At 71.7% G+C, this 21,610-nt stretch carries 18 protein-coding genes and 1 pseudogene; 10 read left to right on the forward strand and 9 right to left on the reverse strand.

All coding sequences use genetic code 11. The annotated features are described in order from the left end of the window. Positions 1-2: 2 nt before the first annotated feature. On the reverse strand, positions 3-1,619 hold the full coding sequence (locus AC068Z_RS21770; RefSeq protein ID WP_478557829.1) for a carboxyl transferase domain-containing protein: 1,617 nt from the start codon (positions 1,617-1,619) through the stop codon (positions 3-5). Positions 1,620-1,706: 87 nt separating this feature from the next. Here AC068Z_RS21770 and AC068Z_RS21775 point away from each other — a divergent pair, with 87 nt between their 5' ends. From AC068Z_RS21775 to AC068Z_RS21785, 3 genes are all read left to right on the forward strand, one after another. Next, entirely contained in the window at positions 1,707-2,306 is a 600-nt protein-coding gene (locus AC068Z_RS21775) for an SACE_7040 family transcriptional regulator (RefSeq protein ID WP_478557832.1), read from the forward strand. A gap of 113 nt (positions 2,307-2,419) precedes the next feature. After that, positions 2,420-3,577, forward strand: coding sequence for an acyl-CoA dehydrogenase family protein (locus AC068Z_RS21780; RefSeq protein WP_478557835.1), 1,158 nt, complete (start codon positions 2,420-2,422; stop codon positions 3,575-3,577). A 36-nt stretch (positions 3,578-3,613) separates the two neighbouring features. Next, positions 3,614-4,483 carry an acyl-CoA thioesterase gene (locus AC068Z_RS21785; RefSeq protein ID WP_478557839.1) on the forward strand — a complete coding sequence of 290 codons (870 nt, stop codon included), beginning with the start codon at positions 3,614-3,616 and terminating at the stop codon, positions 4,481-4,483. Positions 4,484-4,490: 7 nt separating this feature from the next. On the opposite strand, the gene AC068Z_RS21790 is transcribed toward AC068Z_RS21785, so the two are convergent. Then, positions 4,491-5,279 carry a phosphatase gene (locus AC068Z_RS21790; RefSeq protein ID WP_478557842.1) on the reverse strand — a complete coding sequence of 263 codons (789 nt, stop codon included), beginning with the start codon at positions 5,277-5,279 and terminating at the stop codon, positions 4,491-4,493. Positions 5,280-5,341: 62 nt separating this feature from the next. Next, on the reverse strand, positions 5,342-6,919 hold the full coding sequence (locus AC068Z_RS21795; RefSeq protein WP_478557845.1) for a PucR family transcriptional regulator ligand-binding domain-containing protein: 1,578 nt from the start codon (positions 6,917-6,919) through the stop codon (positions 5,342-5,344). Between the two features lie 221 nt (positions 6,920-7,140). Between AC068Z_RS21795 and AC068Z_RS21800 the strand changes: the two genes are divergently transcribed. From AC068Z_RS21800 to AC068Z_RS21810, 3 genes are read left to right on the forward strand one after another with little or no spacing between them, the layout of a single operon-like run. After that, a complete protein-coding gene (locus AC068Z_RS21800; protein ID WP_478557848.1) occupies positions 7,141-8,607 on the forward strand; it encodes a sodium:solute symporter family protein in 1,467 nt (488 codons plus the stop codon). A gap of 56 nt (positions 8,608-8,663) precedes the next feature. After that, complete coding sequence (speB, locus tag AC068Z_RS21805; RefSeq protein WP_186287739.1) at positions 8,664-9,632, forward strand: agmatinase; 969 nt, start codon at positions 8,664-8,666, stop codon at positions 9,630-9,632. Further along, entirely contained in the window at positions 9,629-11,329 is a 1,701-nt protein-coding gene (locus tag AC068Z_RS21810) for a thiamine pyrophosphate-binding protein (protein ID WP_478557852.1), read from the forward strand. Before speB ends, AC068Z_RS21810 begins: the two co-directional genes overlap by 4 nt. A 176-nt stretch (positions 11,330-11,505) precedes the next feature. Here AC068Z_RS21810 and AC068Z_RS21815 read toward each other — a convergent pair. From AC068Z_RS21815 to AC068Z_RS21830, 4 genes and pseudogenes are all read right to left on the reverse strand, one after another. Next, positions 11,506-12,132: pseudogene (locus tag AC068Z_RS21815) on the reverse strand (MmyB family transcriptional regulator); the annotation flags it as partial. A 135-nt stretch (positions 12,133-12,267) separates the two neighbouring features. Further along, positions 12,268-13,068 (reverse strand): endonuclease I family protein, encoded by an 801-nt coding sequence (locus tag AC068Z_RS21820; protein WP_478558616.1) that lies wholly within the window; start codon positions 13,066-13,068, stop codon positions 12,268-12,270. 142 nt (positions 13,069-13,210) lie between these two features. Beyond that, positions 13,211-15,286, reverse strand: a complete 2,076-nt coding sequence (locus tag AC068Z_RS21825) for an ArnT family glycosyltransferase (RefSeq protein ID WP_478558619.1) — start codon at positions 15,284-15,286, stop codon at positions 13,211-13,213. A gap of 92 nt (positions 15,287-15,378) precedes the next feature. Beyond that, positions 15,379-15,744, reverse strand: coding sequence for a hypothetical protein (locus tag AC068Z_RS21830; RefSeq protein ID WP_478557855.1), 366 nt, complete (start codon positions 15,742-15,744; stop codon positions 15,379-15,381). Between the two features lie 99 nt (positions 15,745-15,843). Between AC068Z_RS21830 and AC068Z_RS21835 the strand changes: the two genes are divergently transcribed. After that, positions 15,844-16,686, forward strand: a complete 843-nt coding sequence (locus AC068Z_RS21835) for a serine hydrolase (protein ID WP_478557858.1) — start codon at positions 15,844-15,846, stop codon at positions 16,684-16,686. A gap of 48 nt (positions 16,687-16,734) precedes the next feature. Next, positions 16,735-17,754 carry an esterase-like activity of phytase family protein gene (locus AC068Z_RS21840; protein ID WP_478557861.1) on the forward strand — a complete coding sequence of 340 codons (1,020 nt, stop codon included), beginning with the start codon at positions 16,735-16,737 and terminating at the stop codon, positions 17,752-17,754. On the opposite strand, the gene AC068Z_RS21845 is transcribed toward AC068Z_RS21840, so the two are convergent. Continuing rightward, entirely contained in the window at positions 17,751-18,917 is a 1,167-nt protein-coding gene (locus tag AC068Z_RS21845; RefSeq protein ID WP_478557864.1) for a YncE family protein, read from the reverse strand. The genes AC068Z_RS21840 and AC068Z_RS21845 overlap by 4 nt on opposite strands. Positions 18,918-18,991: 74 nt before the next feature. Beyond that, on the reverse strand, positions 18,992-19,543 hold the full coding sequence (locus tag AC068Z_RS21850; RefSeq protein WP_478557867.1) for a GlcG/HbpS family heme-binding protein: 552 nt from the start codon (positions 19,541-19,543) through the stop codon (positions 18,992-18,994). 171 nt (positions 19,544-19,714) lie between these two features. Between AC068Z_RS21850 and AC068Z_RS21855 the strand changes: the two genes are divergently transcribed. Together AC068Z_RS21855 and AC068Z_RS21860 are read left to right on the forward strand one after the other, a co-directional pair. Then, complete coding sequence (locus AC068Z_RS21855) at positions 19,715-20,986, forward strand: sensor histidine kinase (protein ID WP_478557870.1); 1,272 nt, start codon at positions 19,715-19,717, stop codon at positions 20,984-20,986. Then, positions 20,986-21,609: a response regulator gene (locus tag AC068Z_RS21860; RefSeq protein ID WP_478557873.1), complete on the forward strand. Its 624-nt coding sequence runs from the start codon at positions 20,986-20,988 to the stop codon at positions 21,607-21,609. The genes AC068Z_RS21855 and AC068Z_RS21860 overlap by 1 nt, the downstream gene beginning before the upstream one ends. The last annotated feature ends 1 nt before the right edge of the window (position 21,610 follow it).

A 21,610-nucleotide genomic window follows, 5' to 3' on the forward strand; every position in this document is an offset into this window, starting at 1 on the left:
CCTCACATCCGGAAGACGCCGAACTGGGGGTCACCCAGCGGGGCGTTCGCGCAGGCGGTCAGTGCCAGGCCCAGCACCTGCCGGGTCTCCAGGGGATCGATGACCCCGTCGTCCCACAGGCGGGCCGTCGCGTAATAGGCATTCCCCTGGCGCTCGTACTGCGCACGGATCGGTGCCCTGAAGGCCTCTTCCTCCTCGGCCGGCCACTCCTCGCCGCGCGCCTCCAGCTGATCGCGCTTGACGGTGGCCAGGACGGAGGAGGCCTGCTCGCCGCCCATGACGGAGATCTTGGCGCCCGGCCACATCCACAGGAAGCGGGGCGAGTAGGCGCGGCCGCACATGGAGTAGTTCCCGGCGCCGTAGGAGCCGCCGACCACGACCGTCAGCTTCGGGACGCGGGTGGTGGCGACCGCCGTCACCATCTTGGCGCCGTGCTTGGCGATACCGCCCGCCTCGTAGTCCCTGCCGACCATGAACCCGGAGATGTTCTGCAGGAACACCAGCGGGATGCCGCGCTGGTCGCACAGCTCGATGAAGTGGGCGCCCTTCTGGGCGGACTCGGCGAACAGGATGCCGTTGTTGGCGACGATGCCGACCGGGTGGCCGTGGATCCGGGCGAAGCCGGTGACCAGGGTCTGCCCGAACTCGGACTTGAACTCCGCGAACCGGGAGCCGTCGACCACGCGCGCGATGACCTCGCGGACGTCGTAGGGGGTGCGCGGGTCGGCCGGCACCGCGCCGTACAGGCCGTAGGGGTCGACCTTGGGCTCCTCCGCCGACCGCACCTCCCACGGCAGCCGCCCGCGCGCGGGGAGGGTGTCGACGATGTTCCGGACGATCCTGAGCGCGTGCGCGTCGTCCTCGGCGAGATGGTCGGTCACGCCCGACACGCGCGCGTGGACCTCGCCGCCGCCCAGCTCCTCGGCGGTGACGACCTCGCCGGTGGCGGCCTTCACCAGCGGCGGGCCGCCGAGGAAGATCGTGCCCTGGTTCCGGACGATGACGGCCTCGTCGCTCATGGCCGGGACGTACGCCCCGCCGGCCGTGCAGGACCCGAGGACGGCGGCGATCTGCGGGATCCCCGCGCCGGACATCCGGGCCTGGTTGTAGAAGATCCGCCCGAAGTGCTCGCGGTCGGGGAAGACCTCGTCCTGCATCGGCAGGAAGGCGCCGCCGGAGTCGACGAGGTAGAGACAGGGCAGCCGGTTCTCCAGCGCCACTTCCTGGGCCCGCAGGTGCTTCTTCACCGTCATCGGGTAGTACGTGCCGCCCTTGACGGTGGCGTCGTTGGCGACGATCACGCACTCGCGTCCGCTGACCCGGCCGATCCCGGCGATCACGCCTGCCGCCGGGGCCTGTCCCTCGTACATGCCGTCGGCCGCGAGGGGCGCCAGCTCAAGGAACGGCGAGCCCGGGTCGAGCAGGGTGTCCACCCGGTCCCGGGGCAGCAGCTTGCCGCGCGCGGTGTGCCGGGCGCGCGCCTTCTCGCCCCCGCCGAGCCGGGCCGCGGCGAGCTTGTCGCGCAGCTCGGCCACGAGCGCGAGCTGCGCCTCCTCATTGGCCTGCCAGGCCTCCGACGCGGGATCTGCCGCGCTCGTCAGCTCCGGTGCCTCGTGCATCCTGCGGTCCCCTCACCCTTGTTAATGAGCGTTAACGCATTTCCTTCAGGTTAACGACCGCTAACCTCCCTGTCTAGAATTGCTCGCATGGCCACCAGAACCGACGCCCCGACCCGTCGAGAGCAGATCCTCAAGGAGGCCGCGCGGCTCTTCGCCGAACGCGGTTTCCATGGCGTGGGGGTCGACGAGATAGGTGCCGCCGTCGGCATCAGCGGCCCCGGGCTCTACCGGCACTTCGCGGGCAAGGACGCGATGCTGGCGGAGCTGCTGGTGGGGATCAGCGGCCAGTTGCTGACGGGGGCGAAGCGCCGGCTGGCGGAGGCCGACGGGATGCCGTCCCCGGCGGTGCTGGACTCCCTGATCGAGGGGCACATCGACTTCGCGCTCGACGACCGTCCCCTGATCACCCTGCACGACCGCGAGCTGGACCGCCTCCGGGACAGCGACCGCAAGCTGGTGCGCCAGCTTCAGCGGCAGTACGTGGAGCTGTGGGTGGAGGTGGTCCGCGAGGTGTACCCGGAACTGACGGAACCGACGGCTCGGTCCGCGGTGCACTCGGTGTTCGGTCTGCTGAACTCCACGCCGCATCTGGGGCGTCCGGGATCGCTGCCCGGCCGGGGGGCCACGGCTGAGTTGCTGCACCGGATGGCCCGGGGGGCCTTCGGATCGGCGAGCGGTCAGGAGTAGGCCCGCGAGGGGCGTGACGAGCGTTACGACCGGACACCTCTGGACGCCGCTTCATACTCGCCGGTACGGTTGAGTGAGCAAGCGCTTAGACATACGCAGGTGGAGGTGGCGGCGTGCGCCGTACTGTGTTCAATGAGGACCACGAGGCGTTCCGGGAGACCATCCGCGCCTTCATCGAGGCCGAGGTCGTACCGGTGTACGACGAGTGGTTCGCGGCGGGCCAGGCGCCCCGGGACTTCTACTACAAGCTCGCCGAGCTCGGCGTCTTCGGCATCCGCGTCGACGAGGAGTACGGCGGCGCCGGCATCGAGTCGTACAAGTTCGAGGCGGTGATGTACGAGGAGACCGCCCGCGCGGGTGTGCAGTTCGGCGGCTCCGGCGTGCACGTGCTGCTCGGCCTGCCGTACATCAAGATGCTCGCCAGCGACGAGCAGAAGAAGCGCTTCCTGCCGAAGTTCGTCTCCGGCGAGGAGATGTGGGCCCTCGCGATGACCGAGCCGGGCACCGGCTCCGACCTCGCGGGCATGAAGACCACCGCCAAGCTCTCCGAGGACGGCACGCACTACGTCCTCAACGGCGCCAAGACCTTCATCACCGGCGGCGTCCACGCCGACCGCGTCATCGTCTGCGCCCGCACCTCCGCGCCCACCGCCGAGGACCGCCGCTTCGGCATCTCGCTGTTCGCCGTGGACACCAAGTCCGAGGGCTACTCCGTCGGCCGCAAGCTCGACAAGCTCGGCCTGCGGACCTCCGACACCGCCGAGCTGGCGTTCGTCGACGTGAAGGTCCCGGTCGAGGACCTCCTCGGCGAGGAGAACAAGGGCTTCTACTACCTCGGCCACAACCTCGCCTCCGAGCGCTGGGGCATCGCCTACGGCGCCTACGCGCAGGCCAAGGCCGCCGTGCGGTTCGCCAAGGAGTACGTCCAGGACCGCACCGTCTTCGGCAAGCCGGTCGCCGCGTTCCAGAACACCAAGTTCGAGCTGGCCGCCTGCCAGGCCGAGGTCGACGCGGCCGAGGCCGTCGCCGACCGCGCCCTGGAGGCCCTCGACGCCGGTGAGCTGACCCCCGCCGAGGCCGCCTCCGCCAAGCTCTTCTGCACCGAGGTCGCCCACCGCGTGATCGACCGCTGCCTCCAGCTGCACGGCGGCTACGGCTTCATGAACGAGTACCCGATCGCCCGCCTCTACGCGGACAACCGGGTCAACCGCATCTACGGCGGCACCAGCGAGATCATGAAGTCGATCATCGCCAAGGACATGGGCCTGTAAGGTCCCCGACATGACTGGCCGGTACAACCAGTTGCCATGAACGAGGCACTACAGGATCTCCTCGATCTGCTCGACCTGGAGCAGATCGAGGAGAACATCTTCCGCGGCCAGTCCCGGTCCGCCGTCGTCCCACGGGTCTTCGGCGGACAGGTCGCCGCCCAGGCGCTGGTCGCCGCCGGGCGGACGGTCCCCGAGGACCGGCTCGCCCACTCCCTGCACGCGTACTTCCTGCGCATCGGGGACCCCGGCGCGCCCATCGTCTACACCGTCGACCGCATGAACGACGGCCGGTCCTTCACGGCCCGCCGGGTGGTTGCCGTCCAGCACGGGCAGCCGATCTTCGCGCTGTCCGCCTCCTTCCAGCGCCCGGAGGAGGGCTTCGAGCACCAGACCCCGATGCCCGCCGCGCCCGACCCGGCCACGCTCCCCACCTCGGAGGAGCGGCTGCGCGGCTACGGCCATCTCGACGCCGGCGTCGTGGAGAAGTTCCTCGAGGCGCGCGCCGCCGTGGACGTGCGCTACGTCGACGAGCCGCCGTACGGCAGGTTCGGCGAGCCGCGTGAGCCGCACTCCCAGGTGTGGTTCCGCACCAACGGCAAGCTCGGGGACGACCCGCTGCTGCACGTCGTCCTCGCCACGTACGTCTCCGACATGACCCTGCTGGACTCGGTCCTGCTCGCGCACGGGCGGGGCGGCTGGGCCGTCGGCGATGTCGTCGGCGCCTCCCTGGACCACGCGATGTGGTTCCACCGCCCGTTCCGCGCCGACGAGTGGCTGCTGTACGACCAGCAGTCCCCGTCGGCCTCCGGCGGGCGCGGCCTCGGCCAGGCCCGCATCTACACCCAGGACGGCCGGCTGGCGGTCTCGGTCATCCAGGAGGGCGTCGTCCGCGCGCCGCGCGGCTAGGCCCCTTTCACGAAAGCCCCGCCTCCGCCAGCAGGTACGCCGTCATCGCGTCGTAGTAGCGGGGGCTGACCACGTGGTCGTCGAGCGGGACCGTCACCTGGACGGTCCCCTCGGACTCCGCGAGGAAGAGGGCCGGGTCGTTGGAGTCGGCGTAGCCGACCGAGTCGACGCCGTGCTGTCCCGCGTAGCCCGCCCAGCCGTGGTCGGCGACGACCAGGTCCGGCAGCGGATCGCCGAGCCGTTCCAGCGCCGTCAGGATCGCCTTCATCGGCTCGCCCGAGTGGGTGTGCCACAGCGTGGCGCCGTGCTCCAGCACCGCCACGTCCGCGAACTGCATGACGTAGCCCTCGTCCGTCTGCAGCCCGTCCGGGATGACCACGATCTCGCAGCCCGCCGTGCGCAGGGCGGCGGCCGTGGCGCGGTGCACGTCGAGGAGGCCGCCGGGGTGGCCGGTGGCGAACAGGACGCGCTGGCCGCCGTCGGCCGCCTTGCGCAGCCGGCCGGCCATCCGCTCCAGTCCGGCGACGGTCAGCTCGGGGTCGATGGTGTCCTGGCCGAACCGGTACTCGGGATCGTCGTTGACGCCGACCCGCTCCGCCATCACCGCGAGCACGTCCTGCTCGTCGGTCCAGCGGTCACCCAGCTCCAGGCCGAGCCAGAAGTTCCGGTCGCCGTTCGCGAGCTTGCGGTAATGGGAGAGGTTGTTCTCGCGAGGAGTGGCTACGTCGCCCGCGATACGGGTTCTGACGAGGTGTTCGACGAGCTCGGCGCGGCTGGGTGTCCCGGGTATCGGCATGTGTCCCATTGTGAGGCAGACCCCGGTGGACGCGCGGGGTGTCCCGGACGCTGGGACGTGGGTCACTGCCGCAGCGCGAACCACAGCTCCATGCGTACGTCGGGGTCGTCGAGGTCGGTGCCGAGGAGCGCGGCGCAACGGGTGATGCGCTGGCGGACGGTGTTGCGGTGGACGGCGAGCGCGACGGCCGTACGGTCCCAACTGCCGTGCAGGGAGAGCCAGGTGCGCAGGGTGTCGACCAGGGCGGGGGAGTTGGCGATCGGGGCGAGGAGGGAACGGGCGTGGGCGGCGGCCTCGTCGTGGGGGACGAGGTCGGACAGACCGGTTCCGGTGCCGTGGCGGACGAGGGGGGTGCGGGTGGCGCGGGCGCGGGCGAGCGCGCGGGCCGCGCGGATGTCGGCGGCGGGCCACTCCGCGGGGGTGGCGGGGTCGCTGACGCCGAGGGTCCAGCCCTGCTGCGGGGCGGGTTCGCGGTCGGCGGGGACGAGGACGCGGACGACGTCCTTCGCGAGGTCGACGAGGGGCGAGCCGAGCGCGGCGCCGAGGGCGGAGGCGGTGACGGGGTCGGGGGCGGCCGGGGTGTCGGGGCGGGCGTGTACGACGAGCCAGGCGCCGGTGCCGAGGAGGGGGGCGACGTCTTTGGGTTCCGCCCCGAGGAGCAGCCGTACGAGAGCGGAGGTACGGGCCGCGCCGGTGCCGCTCTGCTGTTCGCCGGTGAGGAGGGAGAGGAGTACGGCCGCCACGGAGGCGATGGTGTGGTCGGCGGGGTCGCGGTGGGGGGCGGCGACACCGAGGACGAAGCCGTGTCCTGGGGCGAGGGCGTAGGCGGCGAGGTGGGTGCCGGCCACTGTGTCCGTGGCGGAGGTGGGCGCGGGCGAGGTGTGCGCCTGCCCGCGCTCGCGGGGTGCCGCTTCTTTGGCTGCGAGGGCCGCCTCGGCGGCACGACTGCTCGCGGCTGCGGCGGATTCCGGGGCGCGGCTGCCTGCGGCTGCTTCGGGTCGTACGACCCGTGCCAGCTCCGCAAGCGCCCCCCTCGCCTCCGCCCCCGGCGCCCGTCCCGCCTTCGCGATGTCCGCGCCGTCCGGGCCGTACAGGACTGCCCAGCCGCCGACCCGTTGGGCCAGTTGGCGCAGCACTGACGGAACCGGGTCCGGGCGGGAGGCGGCTGTGGCCAGTCGCTGCTGGGCCTCCGTCACTCGGCGGAGTTCTGCCAGGCGGGCCTGGGCCATCAGCTGCCAGACCGCTCTGGCCACGCCCGAGAAGGTCGTCCGGGGCGGGACCTCCAGGAGCGGGAGGCCGTATGCCTCGCACGCCGCGACCAGGGCTCTCGGCACCGTGTCGTGCACCGGAGCCAGTCCGAAGCCCAGGGCCGTGCCGCCCGCCTCGACGATCCGCGAGACGTAGTCGTCGAAGTACGTGCCCGAGCCCGCCGCCTCCGGGATGTGCACGCCCGCCGTGAGCAGCAGCTCTCCGCCGAGCAGGTACGGATACGGGTCCGCCATCTCGGACGTGTGCGCCCAGTGGATCATCACGCGCGCGGGGTCCGCGGCGCCCGCGATGTGCCGCAGCGCCAGGTCCTCCCGGGCCAGCAGCGCCGACAGCGGTACCGGTGGGGTGGGTGGGACGGACGGATCCGGCATGTGTGCGTTCCCTCCACTCCGTACAGCCTGAATGGATGAAACGTACACTTCGCAGTCGCTTTTCGGCCACCTAAGGTCGGTCCAGACCGGCAGCCGCGGGTACGGGCGGATGTCCCCGCGAGCCCCTGCCGGAGTCCCTGTGCTCAGGAACCCCTGTTCTCAGGAACCCCCCACGTATCTGCACGACACGCCACCGGGAAGTGCGTAAAGGAGGCCCCAATATGGCCGTCGACTACACAGTGATCGTCGTCTATCTGGTCGGCATGCTGGCCATGGGCTGGTGGGGCATGCGCCGAGCCAAGTCCAAGAGCGAGTTCCTGGTGGCGGGGCGGCGCCTCGGGCCCGCCATGTACTCCGGCACCATGGCCGCGATCGTCCTCGGCGGCGCGTCCACCATCGGCGGCGTGGGCCTCGGCTACCAGTACGGGCTCTCCGGCGCCTGGATGGTGTTCACCATCGGGCTCGGGCTGCTCGCCCTCTCCGTCTTCTTCTCCGCCCGGATCGCCCGGCTCAAGGTCTACACCGTCTCCGAGATGCTCGATCTCCGGTACGGCGGCAAGGCCGGCGTGATCTCCGGCGTGGTCATGTGGGCGTACACCCTCATGCTCGCCGTCACCTCCACGATCGCCTACGCCACGATCTTCGACGTGCTCTTCGACATGAACCGCACGCTCGCCATCGTCCTCGGCGGTTCGATCGTCGTCGCCTACTCCACCCTCGGCGGCATGTGGTCGATCACCCTCACCGACATGGTCCAGTTCGTGGTGAAGACCATCGGCGTGCTGCTCCTGCTCCTGCCCATCGCCGTCGTCAAGGCCGGCGGGTTCAGCGAGATGAAGGCCCAGCTGCCCACCGAATACTTCGACCCGCTGGGCATCGGCGGCGAGACGATCTTCACCTACGTGCTGATCTACACGTTCGGCATGCTCATCGGTCAGGACATCTGGCAGCGCGTCTTCACCGCCCGCAGCGACACGACCGCCAAGTGGGGCGGCACGGTCGCCGGAACCTACTGTCTCGCCTACGCCCTCGCCGGCGCCGTCATCGGTACGGCCGCCAAGGTGCTCTACCCGAACCTGGCCAGCGCCGACGACGCCTTCGCCACGATCGTGAAGGACGAACTGCCGGTCGGCGTCCGCGGCCTGGTGCTGGCCGCCGCCCTCGCCGCCGTGATGTCCACCTCCTCCGGCGCGCTCATCGCCTGCGCCACCGTCGCGAACAACGACATCTGGTCGCGGCTCAGGGGCATCGTGCGGGGGTCCGAGGACGCGCACGACGAGGTCAAGGGCAACCGCGTCTTCATCCTGATCATGGGTATCGCGGTCATCGGCACGGCCATCGCGCTGAACAACGTCGTCGAGGCGCTGACCGTCGCGTACAACCTCCTGGTCGGCGGACTGCTCGTCCCGATCCTCGGCGGACTGCTGTGGAAGCGCGGCACCGCGCAGGGCGCCCTCGCCTCCGTCGTCGTCGGCGGACTCGCGGTCGTCGGGCTGATGGCGAGCTACGGCATCCTCGCCAACGAGCCCGTCTACTACGGCCTGCTGTCTTCCCTCGTGGCCTACCTCGCCGTCTCCTTGATGACGAAGCCCACCGACGCGGCCGTCCTCGCCGCCTGGCGCGAGCGCCTCGCCGGACGTGCGCCCGAGCCCGAACTCGTGTCCGAACCCGTCCCGGCTCACCAGTAGAGTCGTAGACGCAGATGTACATACGCGACGAAGCGTAGGAAAGAAGGCATTTCCCCATGAGCAGCAACGAGACGCCCCGCGGCCCCGTCGACTCCTCGCGCATCCCGCGCTACGCCGGCCCCGCCACCTTCGCCCGGCTGCCGCGCCTGGACGAGGTCGGCACCGCCGACGTCGCCGTGGTCGGCGTGCCCTTCGACTCGGGCGTCTCGTACCGGCCGGGCGCCCGCTTCGGCGGCAACGCCATCCGTGAGGCGTCCCGGCTGCTGCGCCCCTACAACCCCGCGCAGGACGCCTCCCCGTTCGCGCTGGCCCAGGTGGCCGACGGCGGCGACATCGCGGTGAACCCGTTCAACATCAACGAGGCCGTCGAGACCATCGAGGCCGCCGCCGACGACCTCCTCGGCACCGGCGCCCGGCTGATGACCCTGGGCGGCGACCACACCATCGCGCTGCCGCTGCTGCGGTCCGTCGCCAAGAAGCACGGCCCGGTCGCCCTGCTCCACTTCGACGCCCACCTCGACACCTGGGACACGTACTTCGGCGCGGAGTACACCCACGGCACCCCGTTCCGCCGCGCGGTGGAGGAGGGCATCCTCGACACCTCGGCCCTCTCCCACGTCGGCACCCGCGGCCCGCTCTACGGCAAGCAGGACCTCACCGACGACGAGAAGATGGGCTTCGGCATCGTCACCTCCTCCGACGTCTACCGCCGGGGCGCCGACGAGATCGCCGACCAGCTGCGCCAGCGCATCGGCGACCGCCCGCTGTACATCTCCATCGACATCGACTGCCTGGACCCGGCGCACGCGCCCGGCACCGGCACCCCGGAGGCGGGCGGCATGACCTCCCGCGAGCTGCTGGAGATCCTGCGCGGACTCGCCTCCTGCAACCTCGTCTCGGCCGACGTCGTCGAGGTGGCGCCCGCGTACGATCACGCCGAGATCACGTCGGTGGCCGCGTCCCACACGGCGTACGAACTGACCACCATCATGTCCCGCCAGATTGCAGAGGCCCGCGCGAAGTGACTCACGACCACGACCTGGAGCTCCGCCCCACCGCCGCCCAGACGGAGGCCGCGCTGAACCCTCCCCCCGGCCGCAACGGCGGAGACCTGGTCGTGGAGACGCTGGCCGGGCTCGGCGCGACGACCGTCTTCGGCCTGCCCGGCCAGCACGCCCTCGGCATGTTCGACGCCCTGCGCCGCTCCGACCTGCGCTATGTCGGCCTGCGGGTGGAGAACAACGCCGGGTTCGCGGCGGACGCCTACGGCCGGATCACCGGCGAGGCGGCCCCGCTCCTGCTGTCGACCGGGCCCGGCGCGCTGACCTCGCTCGCCGCGCTGCAGGAGGCGGCGGCCGCCTCGGCTCCCGTGCTGGCGATCAGCAGCCAGATCCCCTCCGCCGGTCTGGGCGGTGGCCGCCACGGCTACCTGCACGAACTCCCCGACCAGGCCGCCTCGTTCCGGGGTGTGGTCAAGTCCGTCCACACCGTCCGTACGCAGTCCCAGATCCCCTCCGCCCTCGCCGCCGCCTGGAAGTCGGCACTGACCGCCCCGCACGGGCCGGTGTGGGTGGAGATCCCGCAGGACGTGCTGCTCGCTGAGACGCGGGTGCCGGTGGTGACGGGCGTGGACGCCACGCCGGAAGAGCTGGCGCCGCGCGTGGAGCTGACGGCCGTCGCGGCCGACCTGCTGTCGAAGGCCGAGCGCCCGGCGATCATCGCGGGCGGGGGCGTCGTACGGGCGGACGCGTCCGGGAAGCTGCGGCAGCTCGCGGAGCTGCTCCAGGCGCCGGTCGTCACCACCCCCGGCGGCAAGGGCGCCTTCCCCTGGACGCATCCCCTCTCGCTCCAGTCGTGGCTGGAGGACCGGTACACGACCGACTTCCTTGAGGACGCGGACGTCCTGCTGGTGGTGGGGTCCGGTCTCGGTGAACTGTCGTCCAACTACCACACGTTCAAGCCGCGTGGCCGGGTGATCCAGATCGAGGCGGACCTCGGCAAGCTGGAGTCCAACCACCCGGCGCTCGGCATCCACGCGGACGCGCGGCTCGCGCTGCAGGCGCTGCTGGAGACGGCGTCGAAGCGTACGGATCCGACGGCCGCGGAGCGCGTACGGGACCTGCTGTCCCGGGTGAAGGAGCGCATCGCCGCCCAGGAACTCACCCTGGAACAGGAGGTGCTGGCGTCGGTGCGCCGGGCCCTGCCCGCCGACTCGCCCTCCTTCTGGGACATGACGATCCTGGCCTACTGGGCCTGGTCGGCCTTCGACGCCAAGGGCCCGAACCACATGCACTCCGCCCAGGGCGCCGGCGGCCTCGGCTACGGCTTCCCGGCGGCGCTCGGCGCGGCGGCGGCGGACCCCACCCGGCCGGTCCTCGCGGTCTCGGGCGACGGCGGGGCGCTGTACTCGATCGCGGAGCTGGCGACGGCCCGCCAGTACGACCTGAACGTCACCTGGCTGATCGTCGACGACGGCGGCTACGGCATCCTGCGCGAGTACATGACGGACACCTTCGGGCAGGCCACGGCCACCGAGCTGACCCGCCCGGACTATGTGGCGCTCGCCGAGTCCTTCGGCGTCCCGGGGGTGCGGACCACGCCGTCGACGCTGGAGGCGGACCTGGCGAAGGCGCTGTCCACGCCGGGCCCCTCGGTGGTCGTACTCCCGGCGCTGCTGCGGATGTTCGCGCCCACGCATCTGTCGTCGGAGTCGGAGCGGTAGAAGCTGAGGTTGATCCGGGCCCCGGGCGCGACCACCGGCTCGGCCAGACACGTGGCCAGCCGCCCGGGGCCGTGGATCGCGTGGCGGACGGGCAGCTCCGAACCGTCGACGTGGGGGAGCGGCACGGAACCGGCCGCCCGGTAGAGCGGTCCGGTTGACGGGTCGGCGAGGACGTCCCGTTCGAGCGCGGCGAGCGCGGCACTGCCCGGCCGCAGCTCCACCGCCTGCTTGAGGAACGGCATGACGGCCGGCGCCCAGTGCGTCCGCCAGCCGATCAGCGTCTCGGTGCGGATCCGCGGGTCCAGCAGCAGTCCGCGCATGACGTTGGCCGGGGCCCGCCCCGGCGGGAACAGCAGCCGGAACTCCGCGTTGTGGGCGACGATGTCGAACTCCGCGTCGCTCACGTAGGCGATCGCCCCGCCGAACCGGTCGATCAGCCCCTGCCACATTCCCGACAGGGTCATTCCCGAGCTGTCGTGCAGCGCGCGGGGAGGGTTCTCCTTGCGGGTCAGCTGCCACAGGAACACCCACTCCTGCTCGCTGAACTCCAGGGTCCTCGCGATCGCGGTGATCAAGTCGGCGGCCGGGCGCACGAGTTGACCGTTCTCGAACCGGTTGTACGTCCCCCGCGCCCGCGCCAGCAGCTCGTCCATCTGCTCCTGGCTCAACCCCACGGCCCGCCTCCCGGGCCCGGCCGGGCGCCGGGGGAACCCCTTGGCCACGGGGTCGATCGCGGCCCGCCGCGCCCGGAGCACCTTCCTCAGGGAGGCGCGGTCAGTGGTGTTGAGTCTCATGGGCCGCATTATCTGCAATTTCTGCACGTGGAAAGAGCCGTCGAAGCGGGCGAGACTCCTGGTCAGCGGGTTGCGAGGGGATCCGAGGACCCCGCGTCAGGGCTACGGGGGAGCCCTGACGCGGGGTCGGCCGGACCGGTCGGGCTACCAGATCGCCTCGACCCACTCCGGGTGGTCGATGAACGGGTTCCGGTTGCCCTGGTAGTTCGTGTAGATGAGCTGGTTGCGGCGCTCCTCGAAGGCGCTCGGCGGGTCCTCGTCGTTCCAGGCCTTCAGGACCGAGAGACGGCCGTGGTAGGGGACGCTGCCGTTGATGGAGTCGTTGGCCTCCAGGTCGGGCCAGCTGTCGTCGCCCTCGTAGCGGACGGCCATGTAGAGGATCATCCGGGCCACGTCGCCCTTGACGGCGTCACGGGGCTCGAAGGAGTTCGAGTCGGTCAGGCTGCCACCGGAGTTGGTGAAGCCGCTGCCGCCGTTGTCGAAGTCCTTGTTGCCGCGGATGGAGTTGACCTGGACGTCCTCGGGGCGCAGGTGGTGCAGGTCGGTGCCGGGACCCGCCGAGGTGCCGAAGTCGCCGTGCGACTGCGCCCAGACGTGCTCACGGTTCCAGTTGCCGGTGCTGCCGCCGTTCAGCGACTTGCTGCGGGAGATGCCGCTGTAGAGCAGGACCACGTTGCTGCTGTTGTTCGGGTCCTGGTCGGTGACCTTCAGGGCCTCCCAGACCGCCGAGTACGACAGCTTGGTCTGCGGGCTGATGATGGTGTGCAGCGCGCTCTTCAGGCTCGTACCGGACTTGCCGATCGCGTTCTTGTAGTACGTCGAGTCGTACGCGGTGGTCGTCGCCGCGGCGGGGGTCGCGGTGAACGCGGGAACGCTGAGGCCGACCAGGACGGTGGCGGTGGCCAGGGCCACCGACTTCCAGCGGCGTATGTGTGTCGCCAGCATGAGGGGGAGTCCCATCTACGCGGGTTGAATGGAGGCGGCACCTGGGAGAGTGACATGGACATGCGGCGGTGTAAATGGATGTCACGTGTCCATTGGGTGACCTGAAACGGCAAATCGGGGCTTGTCTACGCGAGTTGACACGTCAGCTCACGTCCGACGGGTCCAGGCGGTAGAGCGACGAGGTCGTCGCCGAGGAATTGTCGCCGTACTCGCTCGCCTTCACCGCCGTGCCGTTCTTCTGCACCCACTCGGTGACCTCGGTGCTGAGGCTCGAGCCGCCGCCCGTGCCTCCGCCGCCGCCCATGCCGCCGCCGAGCTGGATGTAGTGCAGTTCGCCGCTCTTGACCAGTTCCTTCAGCTTGGCCGGCGTCATCGCCCGGTCGCTGCCGGACCAGCCCCACATGGAGATCACCGGCTCACCGCTGCTCATGATGAGCTGCGCGGCGCTCTGCGAGCTGGACACCGCGAGCAGCCAAGTCGCCCCGTCCTGGTGCTTCTTGAGGTAGGCGACGAGCTCGGTCGAGGCGCCGCCGCCCATGCCGCCCATGCCTCCGGCGGTACTGCCGTTTCCGGGCCCGCTGTTCTGGCCGTCCTGCTCGCCGGTCGTGCCGGTGGGGGGCGTACCGCCCATCTCGCCGCCGCCGGGAGGCATTTGCCCGCCGCCGGGACCATCCCCGCCGGGGAAGCCGCCCTGACCGCCCCCGTCGCCGCCTTGGTCGCCGCCCCCGGGCCCGCCGCCGCCGGGCCCGCCCCCGAAGCCGCCGCTGCCCGTGCTCGGTCCGGCCGTCGGGTTCGTCCCGCCCATGCCCCCGCCCGACCCGGACGGCACCGACCAGGCGTAGGCGGCGGGCCCCGCCACCGCGGCCACGATCGCCGCGGCCAGCGAAGCGGTCAGCAGCCGCGCCCGGTTGCCGGACCGGAAGAGGACCAGCCCGACGATCGCCAGCGCCATGACCGCCGCGACGGCCGGCCACAGCCAGGTGTTCCAGCCGGCGGCCCGGCGCAGCAGCACGACCGCCCAGACCGCCGTGACCGCGAGGCCGAGCGGCAGGACCCACACCCACCGCCTGTCCGTACGGAAGGCGCGCAGCAGCATGAACCCGCCGCCGGCGCACAGGGCGGCGATGCCCGGGGCGAGGGCGGTCGTGTAGTACGGGTGCATCGTGCCCTCGGCCAGGGCGAAGGTCAGGTAGTGCAGTGCCGTCCAGCCGCCCCACATCACCAGGGCGGCCCGGGTCATGTCGGTGCGCGGGGCGCGGCCGCACAGGATCAGGCCGCCGACGCAGGCGAGGGCCGCGAAGGGGATGAGCCAGGAGATCTGGCCGCCCAGGATGTCGTTGAAGAGGCGCCCGATTCCCGCCGTACCGGAGAAGCCCCCGCCGCCTCCGCCACCGCCGCCGTTGCCCTCGCCGCCGAGGATCCGGCCGAGGCCGTTGTAGCCCGTGATCAGGTCCCAGGCGGTGCCGTCGGTGGAGCCGCCGATGTAGGGCCGTTCGCCGGCCGGGACCAGCGAGACGGCCGCCGCCCACCAGAAGCTGGAGACGGCCAGGACGACGGCCGCGAGGGCGAGGTTCACGAGCCGCTTCACCAGCTTGGGCCGGGCCGCGTAGAGGTAGACCGCGAAGACGGCCGGCAGCGGGATGTACCCCTGGAGCATCTTGGTGTTGAAGGCGAGGCCGAAGCAGGCGGCCGAGCCGAGCAGCGGGAGCAGCTTGCCGTCCCGGGTGGCGCGCAGGGCGAGGGCCGCACCGGCGACCATGAGGAACACCAGGAGCGTGTCGGGGTTGTTGTCCCGGTTGATGGCGACCGTGATCGGGGTGAGCGCGAGGACGAGCGCGGCGAGCGCGGCGGCCCCGTGGCCCCACACCCGCTTCACGGAGGAGTGCAGGATCCAGATGGACGCCAGTGCCACCAGGACCATGGGCAGCATCATCTGCCAGGTCCCGAAGCCGAGGATCCGGCAGGACAGCCCCATCACCATGAGCGCGAAGGGCGGCTTGTCGACGGTGAGGAAGTTCCCGGCGTCCAGCGACCCGAAGAACCATGCCTTCCAGCTCTGCGTACCGCTGAGCACGGCCGCGCTGTAGAAGCTGTTGAGGTTCGAGCCGGACAGGTTCCAGGAGTACAGCACCGCGGCGAGCACCAGGATCGCGAGCAGCACGGGCGACGACCAGCGCGGCGCCTGGGGGCGAGGGTGGGGATCGGTAGAGGTCACCAGCGCATGGTGCTGATCACGAGTGGGCGCGGGCTGTGCCGCACCTGGTGCCCGCCTGTGAATCGCCAAAGGACTCCGCGAAGAGGGCCCGCGGGTCAGGCCAGCAGCTTCGGATACTCCTGCTTGTACGTGTTCATCTGCTCGCACCAGCCGGTCGTGAAGTCCGCCGAATCACCACTGGTGCCGTTGCCGACCGAGCCGGGCGGGATGAAGTCGGGTATGTCCCGGAAGATCTTGGAAGCGGCCTTGGCCTGCTCGGTGCCCTTGCCGAACGCCGCGAGGAGATGGCCGCCCGCTGACTGAAGGAGCTTCGGCATCTCGTTCTTGGGGTTCTCGAACGCCTTCTTCATGTTGGTCATCCCGGCCAGCTCCTTGCTCCCCGTGCCGAGGATGCACAGCGCGTGCAGCGCCGCGTACAGCTGACCACACAGATACGCCTTGCTCCGTCCGTTGCCCGCCATGGGCGACTCCCCCCTCCGACGACACCTGCTGCACTACCCGAAAACGTGACCCTGGGAACACGTGTACAACTTCCGGTCGTCCGTGCGTGTCGAAGGGGCATGACTCACGCGATATCCAGACGTGTCAGATGGGTGGCGGGCGGTGTGCTCGTCGCCTCTGTGGCCGCCGTCACGCCCGCCGCCGCGGCGACCACGCCCGTCGTCAGCTGTACGTCCGCCAAGGCGGGGCTCGCCGAGAAGCTGAAGAAGGACATCACCGCGGCGCTCGCCACGCGCAAGGGCACCGTCGCGGTCGGGCTCTACGACCGGTCCACCAAGACCACCTGCACGCTGCGGCCGTCCACCGCCTACGACTCCGCCAGCGTGGTCAAGGTGACCGTCCTCGCCACCCTCCTCTGGGACGCGCAGAAGACCGGGCGCGCGCTCACCAGCCGGGAGAAGTCGCTCGCCACGGCCATGATCACCAAGTCCGACAACGCCTCCACCTCCACCCTGTGGAAGCAGCTCGGCGTCACCAAGGTGAAGAACTTCCTCGCCGCCGCCGGCATGACGCAGACCAAGCCCGGCGCGAATGGCTACTGGGGCCTGACCCAGATCACCGTCACCGACGAGCAGAAGCTGATGAAGCTGCTCACCGCGAAGAACACGGTGCTCACCGACGACTCCCGCTGGTACGTCCGCAAGCTGATGGGCGACGTCGTCTCCTCGCAGCGCTGGGGCACCCCCTACGGCGCTCCCTCCGACGTCATCGTGCACGTCAAGAACGGCTGGCTCCAGCGCGCCACCAACGGCTGGCGGGTGCACAGCGTCGGCACCTTCAAGGGCGGCGGCCACGACTACATGATCACCGTGCTGACCCACGGCAACAGCACGATGAACTACGGCGTCACCACGATCCAGAGCGTCGCCAAGGTCATCCACCGCGATCTCGACGCGAGTTGACGCCTGGCGGTCTCCCGCCCTTCACCGGCCCGCCCTACGGTGACGTCCATGCGCATGAGATCCGTACTCGCGACCGCCACCGCGGCCCTGGCGGCGGCCACCTGTCTGACCGCCGCCGGTCCCTCCTACGCCAACGGCCCGCAGGAACACGCCTGTTCGCCGTACGTCTCCATCGACCGCTTCTCCGACGCGCTCGACAAGACGACGTACCAGGGCACCTTCGTGGGCAACTTCTCCGCGCTCGCCGTGCGACGCGACGGTTCGCTCGCGGCCGTGTCCGACCGCTCCGCGCTGTTCTCGCTGGACGCGAGGACGCTCGCGCCGCGGTCGGTCGTCGCGCTCGCCGACGAGAACGGCGCCGCCCTCGACTCCGAGGGCCTGGTCGTCGACCGGGACGGCACCCGGCTGATCAGCTCCGAGGGCGAGCCCGCCGTACGCCGCTACTCCGCGGACGGCAGGATCCTCGGCCGTCTCCCCGTGCCGGACGCGCTCCGGCCGGCCCCCGCCGGGCGGGCCGTGAGCAACGGCACCTTCGAGGGCCTGACCTGGTTCCGGGGCGGCCTGCTCGCCTCCATGGAGTACGCGCTGTCCGGCGACACCGCCGGCATCGTCCGCTTCCAGACCTGGGACCGGCGCAAGGGCGCCTACGAACTCGCCGCCCAGTACGGCTACCGCGCCGACACCGGCCTCGGTGTCCCGGAGGTCCAGGCCCTCCCCGACGGCCGGCTCCTCGTCCTGGAGCGCGGTTTCACCTCCGGCGTCGGCAACACCGTCCGCCTCTACCTCGCCGACCCGCGCCGGGCGACCGACACCAGCACGGTCGAGAACCTCACCGGGCAGCCCGGCGTACGGCTGATCGGGAAGACCCTCCTCGCCGACATCGCCGCCTGCCCCGACCTCGGCGCCACGGCGAAGCAGCCCCAGCCGAACCCGCTCCTCGACAACATCGAGGCGATGACGGTCACGGGCCGGACCAAGGGCGGCGCCCTGAAGGTCCTGCTGGCCAGCGACGACAACCAGAACCCGAGTCAGACGACCCGGTTCTACTACCTCAGGGTGCGGGTCTAGCCGGGAGTTCCGCGGGTCTGGCCCGGGAGCACGGCGATCCCCAACGGCCTTTCTCCCGCCGCCAGTCGACGGGTGTCGCCGGTGTCGAGGTCGACCACGGTGACGCCGTCCCAGTAGCCGTCCCGCGTGAAGCCCCCGGTGACGTACGCGGTACGGCCGTCGGCGACGACGTCCTCGTGGGGACCCTCCAGCGGGATCACCTTTTCCCGGCCGTCCGGGCTGCGGACGGTCAGGGAGGGGCCCGCGTCCTCCGACGGGTCGATGGGACCGGTGCCCACGGCGAGGAGGGTGCCGTCCGCGAGGACGGTCACCCCGTGCTGGTGGGTGTTCGCCGTCATGCGCTCGACCGTCGAGCGGCCGGTCTCCGGGTCGAGGACGACCAGCTTCTCGCCCTCGAAGGGCAGCAACAGCCTGCCGTCCGACGGTCGTACGGCCGCGTAGTGCGGCTTCAGCCACGAGCCGAGGCCGCCCTCCGTGCCGTAGGGGGCCACCTCGACGCGGCGCGTGTCCAGGGAGGCCGTGTCGACGACGGTCACGTCGAAGGAGTCGTGCCCGGTGGCGTAGACGTGCCGTCCGTCCGGGGAGACGTCCACGTCGAAGGGTCGGCGGCCGGTGTCCGCCCTGCCGGTGACCTTCAGGGTGCGGGTGTCGACGACCTCCAACGTCCCTTCGCCGCCGGGGACGTTGACCCCGACGTACACCCGCCCGCCGTCGGGGGCGAGCGCGATGCCCATGCCCCCGCCGCGGTACTCGCCGTACGCCGGATCGCCGAGGCCCCCGGTCTCGTACGGGATCAGCGCGAGGCGCTCCCGGGTGCGGGTGTCGACGACGGCGACGCCCTCGGCCGTGGCGACCCAGGCGCGGCCGTCCGCTCCGACGGTCAGGCCGTAGGGGGCGGTGCCGACCTCCACCGAGTCGAGCGGGCCCTCGGCGGGGTCGACGAAGGTGACCGTGTCGGCGCCGAAGTCGGCGACGAGAAGGGTGCGGTCGGGCGTCGGGCTGCGATCGGGCGTCGGCATGCGGTCCGGGGCCGGCGGGCGGGTTGCGGTCGGCGGCGTGCGGGAAGTCCCGGCGGTCGGCCCGGCTTCGGGGGCGGGGTCGCAGGCGGTGAGCAGGACGGCCGCCGTGACGAGGGCCAGGGCGGCGGCTCGCGGTGAGGTCATGGGCTTGCCTCCGGGGGACCGGGAAAAGGAGGGCCCGGGCGCCCCGACGGGCGCCCGGGATCACGGCGGTCGCGTCAGCCGGCCAGCTCGGCCACGCCCGCCTGCGCGAACTTCTCGTCCAGCGCGCCGGACGGGGCGCCCGCCACACCGATGCCCGCGATCGGGGCGTTGTTCACGGTGACCGGGGCTCCGCCGCCCAGGAACAGGGTGCCCGGGATGTCCTTCAGGTTCGGGGTCTGCTCCAGGCGCTTGACCAGCTCGGAGGTGGGGGCGTTCCAGGAGACCGCGGTGAAGGCCTTGCGGATCGCGGACTCGTAGGACTGCGGGCCCGCGCCGTCGCCGCGCAGGGTCACCAGGGTGTTGCCGTTGCGGTCCACGACCGCCACGGTGACCCGCTGGTTCTCCTTCTTCGCCGCCGCCAGGACGGCCTCGGCGGCCTCGGTGGCGGCCTTGACCGTCAGATGGGTGGAGGTGACCGTGTCCGACGACTTCACGGCGGCGGGACGGGCCTGCGCGGCGGCCGGGGCCGAGGCGCTGGCGGAGACGGCCCCGAAGGTGCCGGCGGCCACGGCCGCGAGGACGACGCCACCGGTGGCGAGACGGACACGGCGGGAGAACTTCTTCATGGCTCGGCAACTCCTGTGCTCGGCGGGTTCGACTGCGTACCTCCAGCCTGGGCCCGGAACCGAGGCCCACCCGTCGGCGTTCCGGCTGCTCCGGGGGAGCGGGTCGGCTGACGCGCGGGTCAACCGATCGGTTGACCCCGGTGGCCGGTGGGGCGGGGGACACTGGGCAGCATGCGGGCACCACGGCAGGAGTACGGCGACACGGCCATCCCCGGCACGCCCGCCGATCCCGACGCCCGCTGGCTCGCCGCCGTCATGCACGCCACCTTCTTCCTCCTGCTCGGCACGTCCATGGCCCGCTACCTCCAGCGCCACGGCGAGGAACCCCGGGCCCCCTGGGTGATCGCCCTGGCCGCCGTCCTCGCGGTGCTGTACGTCATGGGCCGCTTCGGCGACCGGCCGGGACCGGCCGGCCCCGAGTCCGCCTGGCCGACCCCGCCCCGCCTCCTCTGGCTCGGTGCGGTCGTCGCCGTCTGGGTGGTCCTCGTCGCCCTCGCGCCGAGCTTCGCCTGGGTCGCCGTCCCCCTCTTCTACGTCGCCCTGCGCCACCTCCCACCGGGGGCCGCGTACGTCCTCGTCACCGTCCTCACCGTGTTCGTGATCGCCGCCCAGCTCCAGCTCGCCCCCCGTTTCGACCTCGACCTCGTCGTCGGCCCGGCGGCCGTGGCCGGTTTCGCCACCGCGATCTTCGTGCACCTGCGCCGCCAGGCGGCCCGGCAGCGGGCGCTCATCGACGACCTGGTCCGCACCCGCCGGAACCTGGCCGCCACCGAACGCCGTGAGGGCACCCTCGCCGAACGCCAGCGGCTCGCCATGGAGATCCACGACACCCTCGCCCAGGGCCTGTCCAGCCAGCAGATGCTGCTCCAGGCCGCCGAGCGGGTCTGGGAGTCGGACCCGGACAAGGCCCGCGCGCATGTCCGTACCGCCGAGTCCGTGGCCGAGCACAACCTCACCGAGGCCCGTCGCTTCGTGCACGACCTCGCCCCCGCCGACCTGGCCCGCGGCGGCGGACTCGGCGAGGCGCTGCGCACCCTGGCCGCCCGGGAGTCCGGCGACCGGCTCACCGTCCGCGTCCACCTCGACGACGGCGGCCGTGCCCCCGGGCTGCCCGACCGGGTCCAGTCGGCGCTGCTGCGCATCGCGCAGGGCGCCCTGGCGAACGTACGGGAGCACTCCGGGGCGAGCGCCGCCGCGCTGACCCTCACCCTCCTCGACGACCAGGCCGTCCTGGACGTCGCCGACGACGGGCACGGCTTCGACCCGGCGGCGCTGCCGGACGCCCCGTCCGGGGTCCGGGGGCACGGGCTGCCCGCGATCCGCGCGCGGGTACGGCAGCTCGGCGGCACCCTGGCCGTGGAGTCGGCACCGGGCGAGGGCACGGTCCTGTCCGCCGCGATCCCGCTGGAGAAGCCGGTGGCGAACCCCTTGGAGCACCCCTGATGACCGTACGCATCCTCCTCTGCGACGACCACGCCGTCGTACGCGCCGGACTGCTCGCCCTCCTCGACAGCGCCCCGGACATCGAGGTCGTGGGGGAGGCCGGGACCGGCGAGGAGGCGCTGGCGCTCGCCGCGAAGCTCACGCCGGACGTGGTGCTGATGGACCTCCAGCTCGGAGCCGGGATCGACGGAGTGGAGACGACCCGGCGGCTGACCTCTTCAGCGGATCACCCGCACGTCCTGGTCCTCACGACGTACGACACCGACGCCGACATCACCCGGGCCATCGAGGCGGGCGCGACCGGCTACCTGCTGAAGGCCGAGCGCCCGGAGGAGCTGTTCGCCGCGATCCACGCCGCCGCCGAGGGCCGTACCGCGCTCTCGGCGCCGGTCGCGGGGCGGGTCATGGCCAACCTCCGCAATCCGCGCCCCACGCTCACCGACCGGGAGCAGGAGATCCTCGGCAAGCTCTCCCAGGGCCTGGGCAACCGGGACATCGCCAAGGCTCTGTTCATCAGCGAGGCCACGGTCAAGACCCACCTCGGCCGGATCTACGACAAGCTCGGCGTGGACACCCGGGCGGGCGCGGTGGCGGTGGCGAAGGAGCAGCGCCTGCTGCCGTGAG

The organism is Streptomyces sp. NPDC043726, from assembly GCF_056436565.1.

Excerpts from the sequence above, each read along its gene's own strand:
- AC068Z_RS21770 (WP_478557829.1), bottom strand. The coding sequence starts at position 1,619 with ATGCACGAGGCACCGGAGCTGACGAGCGCGGCAGATCCCGCGTCGGAG.
- AC068Z_RS21775 (WP_478557832.1), top strand. The coding sequence starts at position 1,707 with ATGGCCACCAGAACCGACGCCCCGACCCGTCGAGAGCAGATCCTCAAG.
- AC068Z_RS21785 (WP_478557839.1), top strand. The coding sequence starts at position 3,614 with ATGAACGAGGCACTACAGGATCTCCTCGATCTGCTCGACCTGGAGCAG.
- AC068Z_RS21790 (WP_478557842.1), bottom strand. The coding sequence starts at position 5,279 with ATGCCGATACCCGGGACACCCAGCCGCGCCGAGCTCGTCGAACACCTC.
- AC068Z_RS21795 (WP_478557845.1), bottom strand. The coding sequence starts at position 6,919 with ATGCCGGATCCGTCCGTCCCACCCACCCCACCGGTACCGCTGTCGGCG.
- AC068Z_RS21800 (WP_478557848.1), top strand. The coding sequence starts at position 7,141 with ATGGCCGTCGACTACACAGTGATCGTCGTCTATCTGGTCGGCATGCTG.
- speB (WP_186287739.1), top strand. The coding sequence starts at position 8,664 with ATGAGCAGCAACGAGACGCCCCGCGGCCCCGTCGACTCCTCGCGCATC.
- AC068Z_RS21820 (WP_478558616.1), bottom strand. The coding sequence starts at position 13,068 with ATGCTGGCGACACACATACGCCGCTGGAAGTCGGTGGCCCTGGCCACC.
- AC068Z_RS21830 (WP_478557855.1), bottom strand. The coding sequence starts at position 15,744 with ATGGCGGGCAACGGACGGAGCAAGGCGTATCTGTGTGGTCAGCTGTAC.
- AC068Z_RS21835 (WP_478557858.1), top strand. The coding sequence starts at position 15,844 with ATGACTCACGCGATATCCAGACGTGTCAGATGGGTGGCGGGCGGTGTG.
- AC068Z_RS21840 (WP_478557861.1), top strand. The coding sequence starts at position 16,735 with ATGCGCATGAGATCCGTACTCGCGACCGCCACCGCGGCCCTGGCGGCG.
- AC068Z_RS21845 (WP_478557864.1), bottom strand. The coding sequence starts at position 18,917 with ATGACCTCACCGCGAGCCGCCGCCCTGGCCCTCGTCACGGCGGCCGTC.
- AC068Z_RS21850 (WP_478557867.1), bottom strand. The coding sequence starts at position 19,543 with ATGAAGAAGTTCTCCCGCCGTGTCCGTCTCGCCACCGGTGGCGTCGTC.
- AC068Z_RS21855 (WP_478557870.1), top strand. The coding sequence starts at position 19,715 with ATGCGGGCACCACGGCAGGAGTACGGCGACACGGCCATCCCCGGCACG.
- AC068Z_RS21860 (WP_478557873.1), top strand. The coding sequence starts at position 20,986 with ATGACCGTACGCATCCTCCTCTGCGACGACCACGCCGTCGTACGCGCC.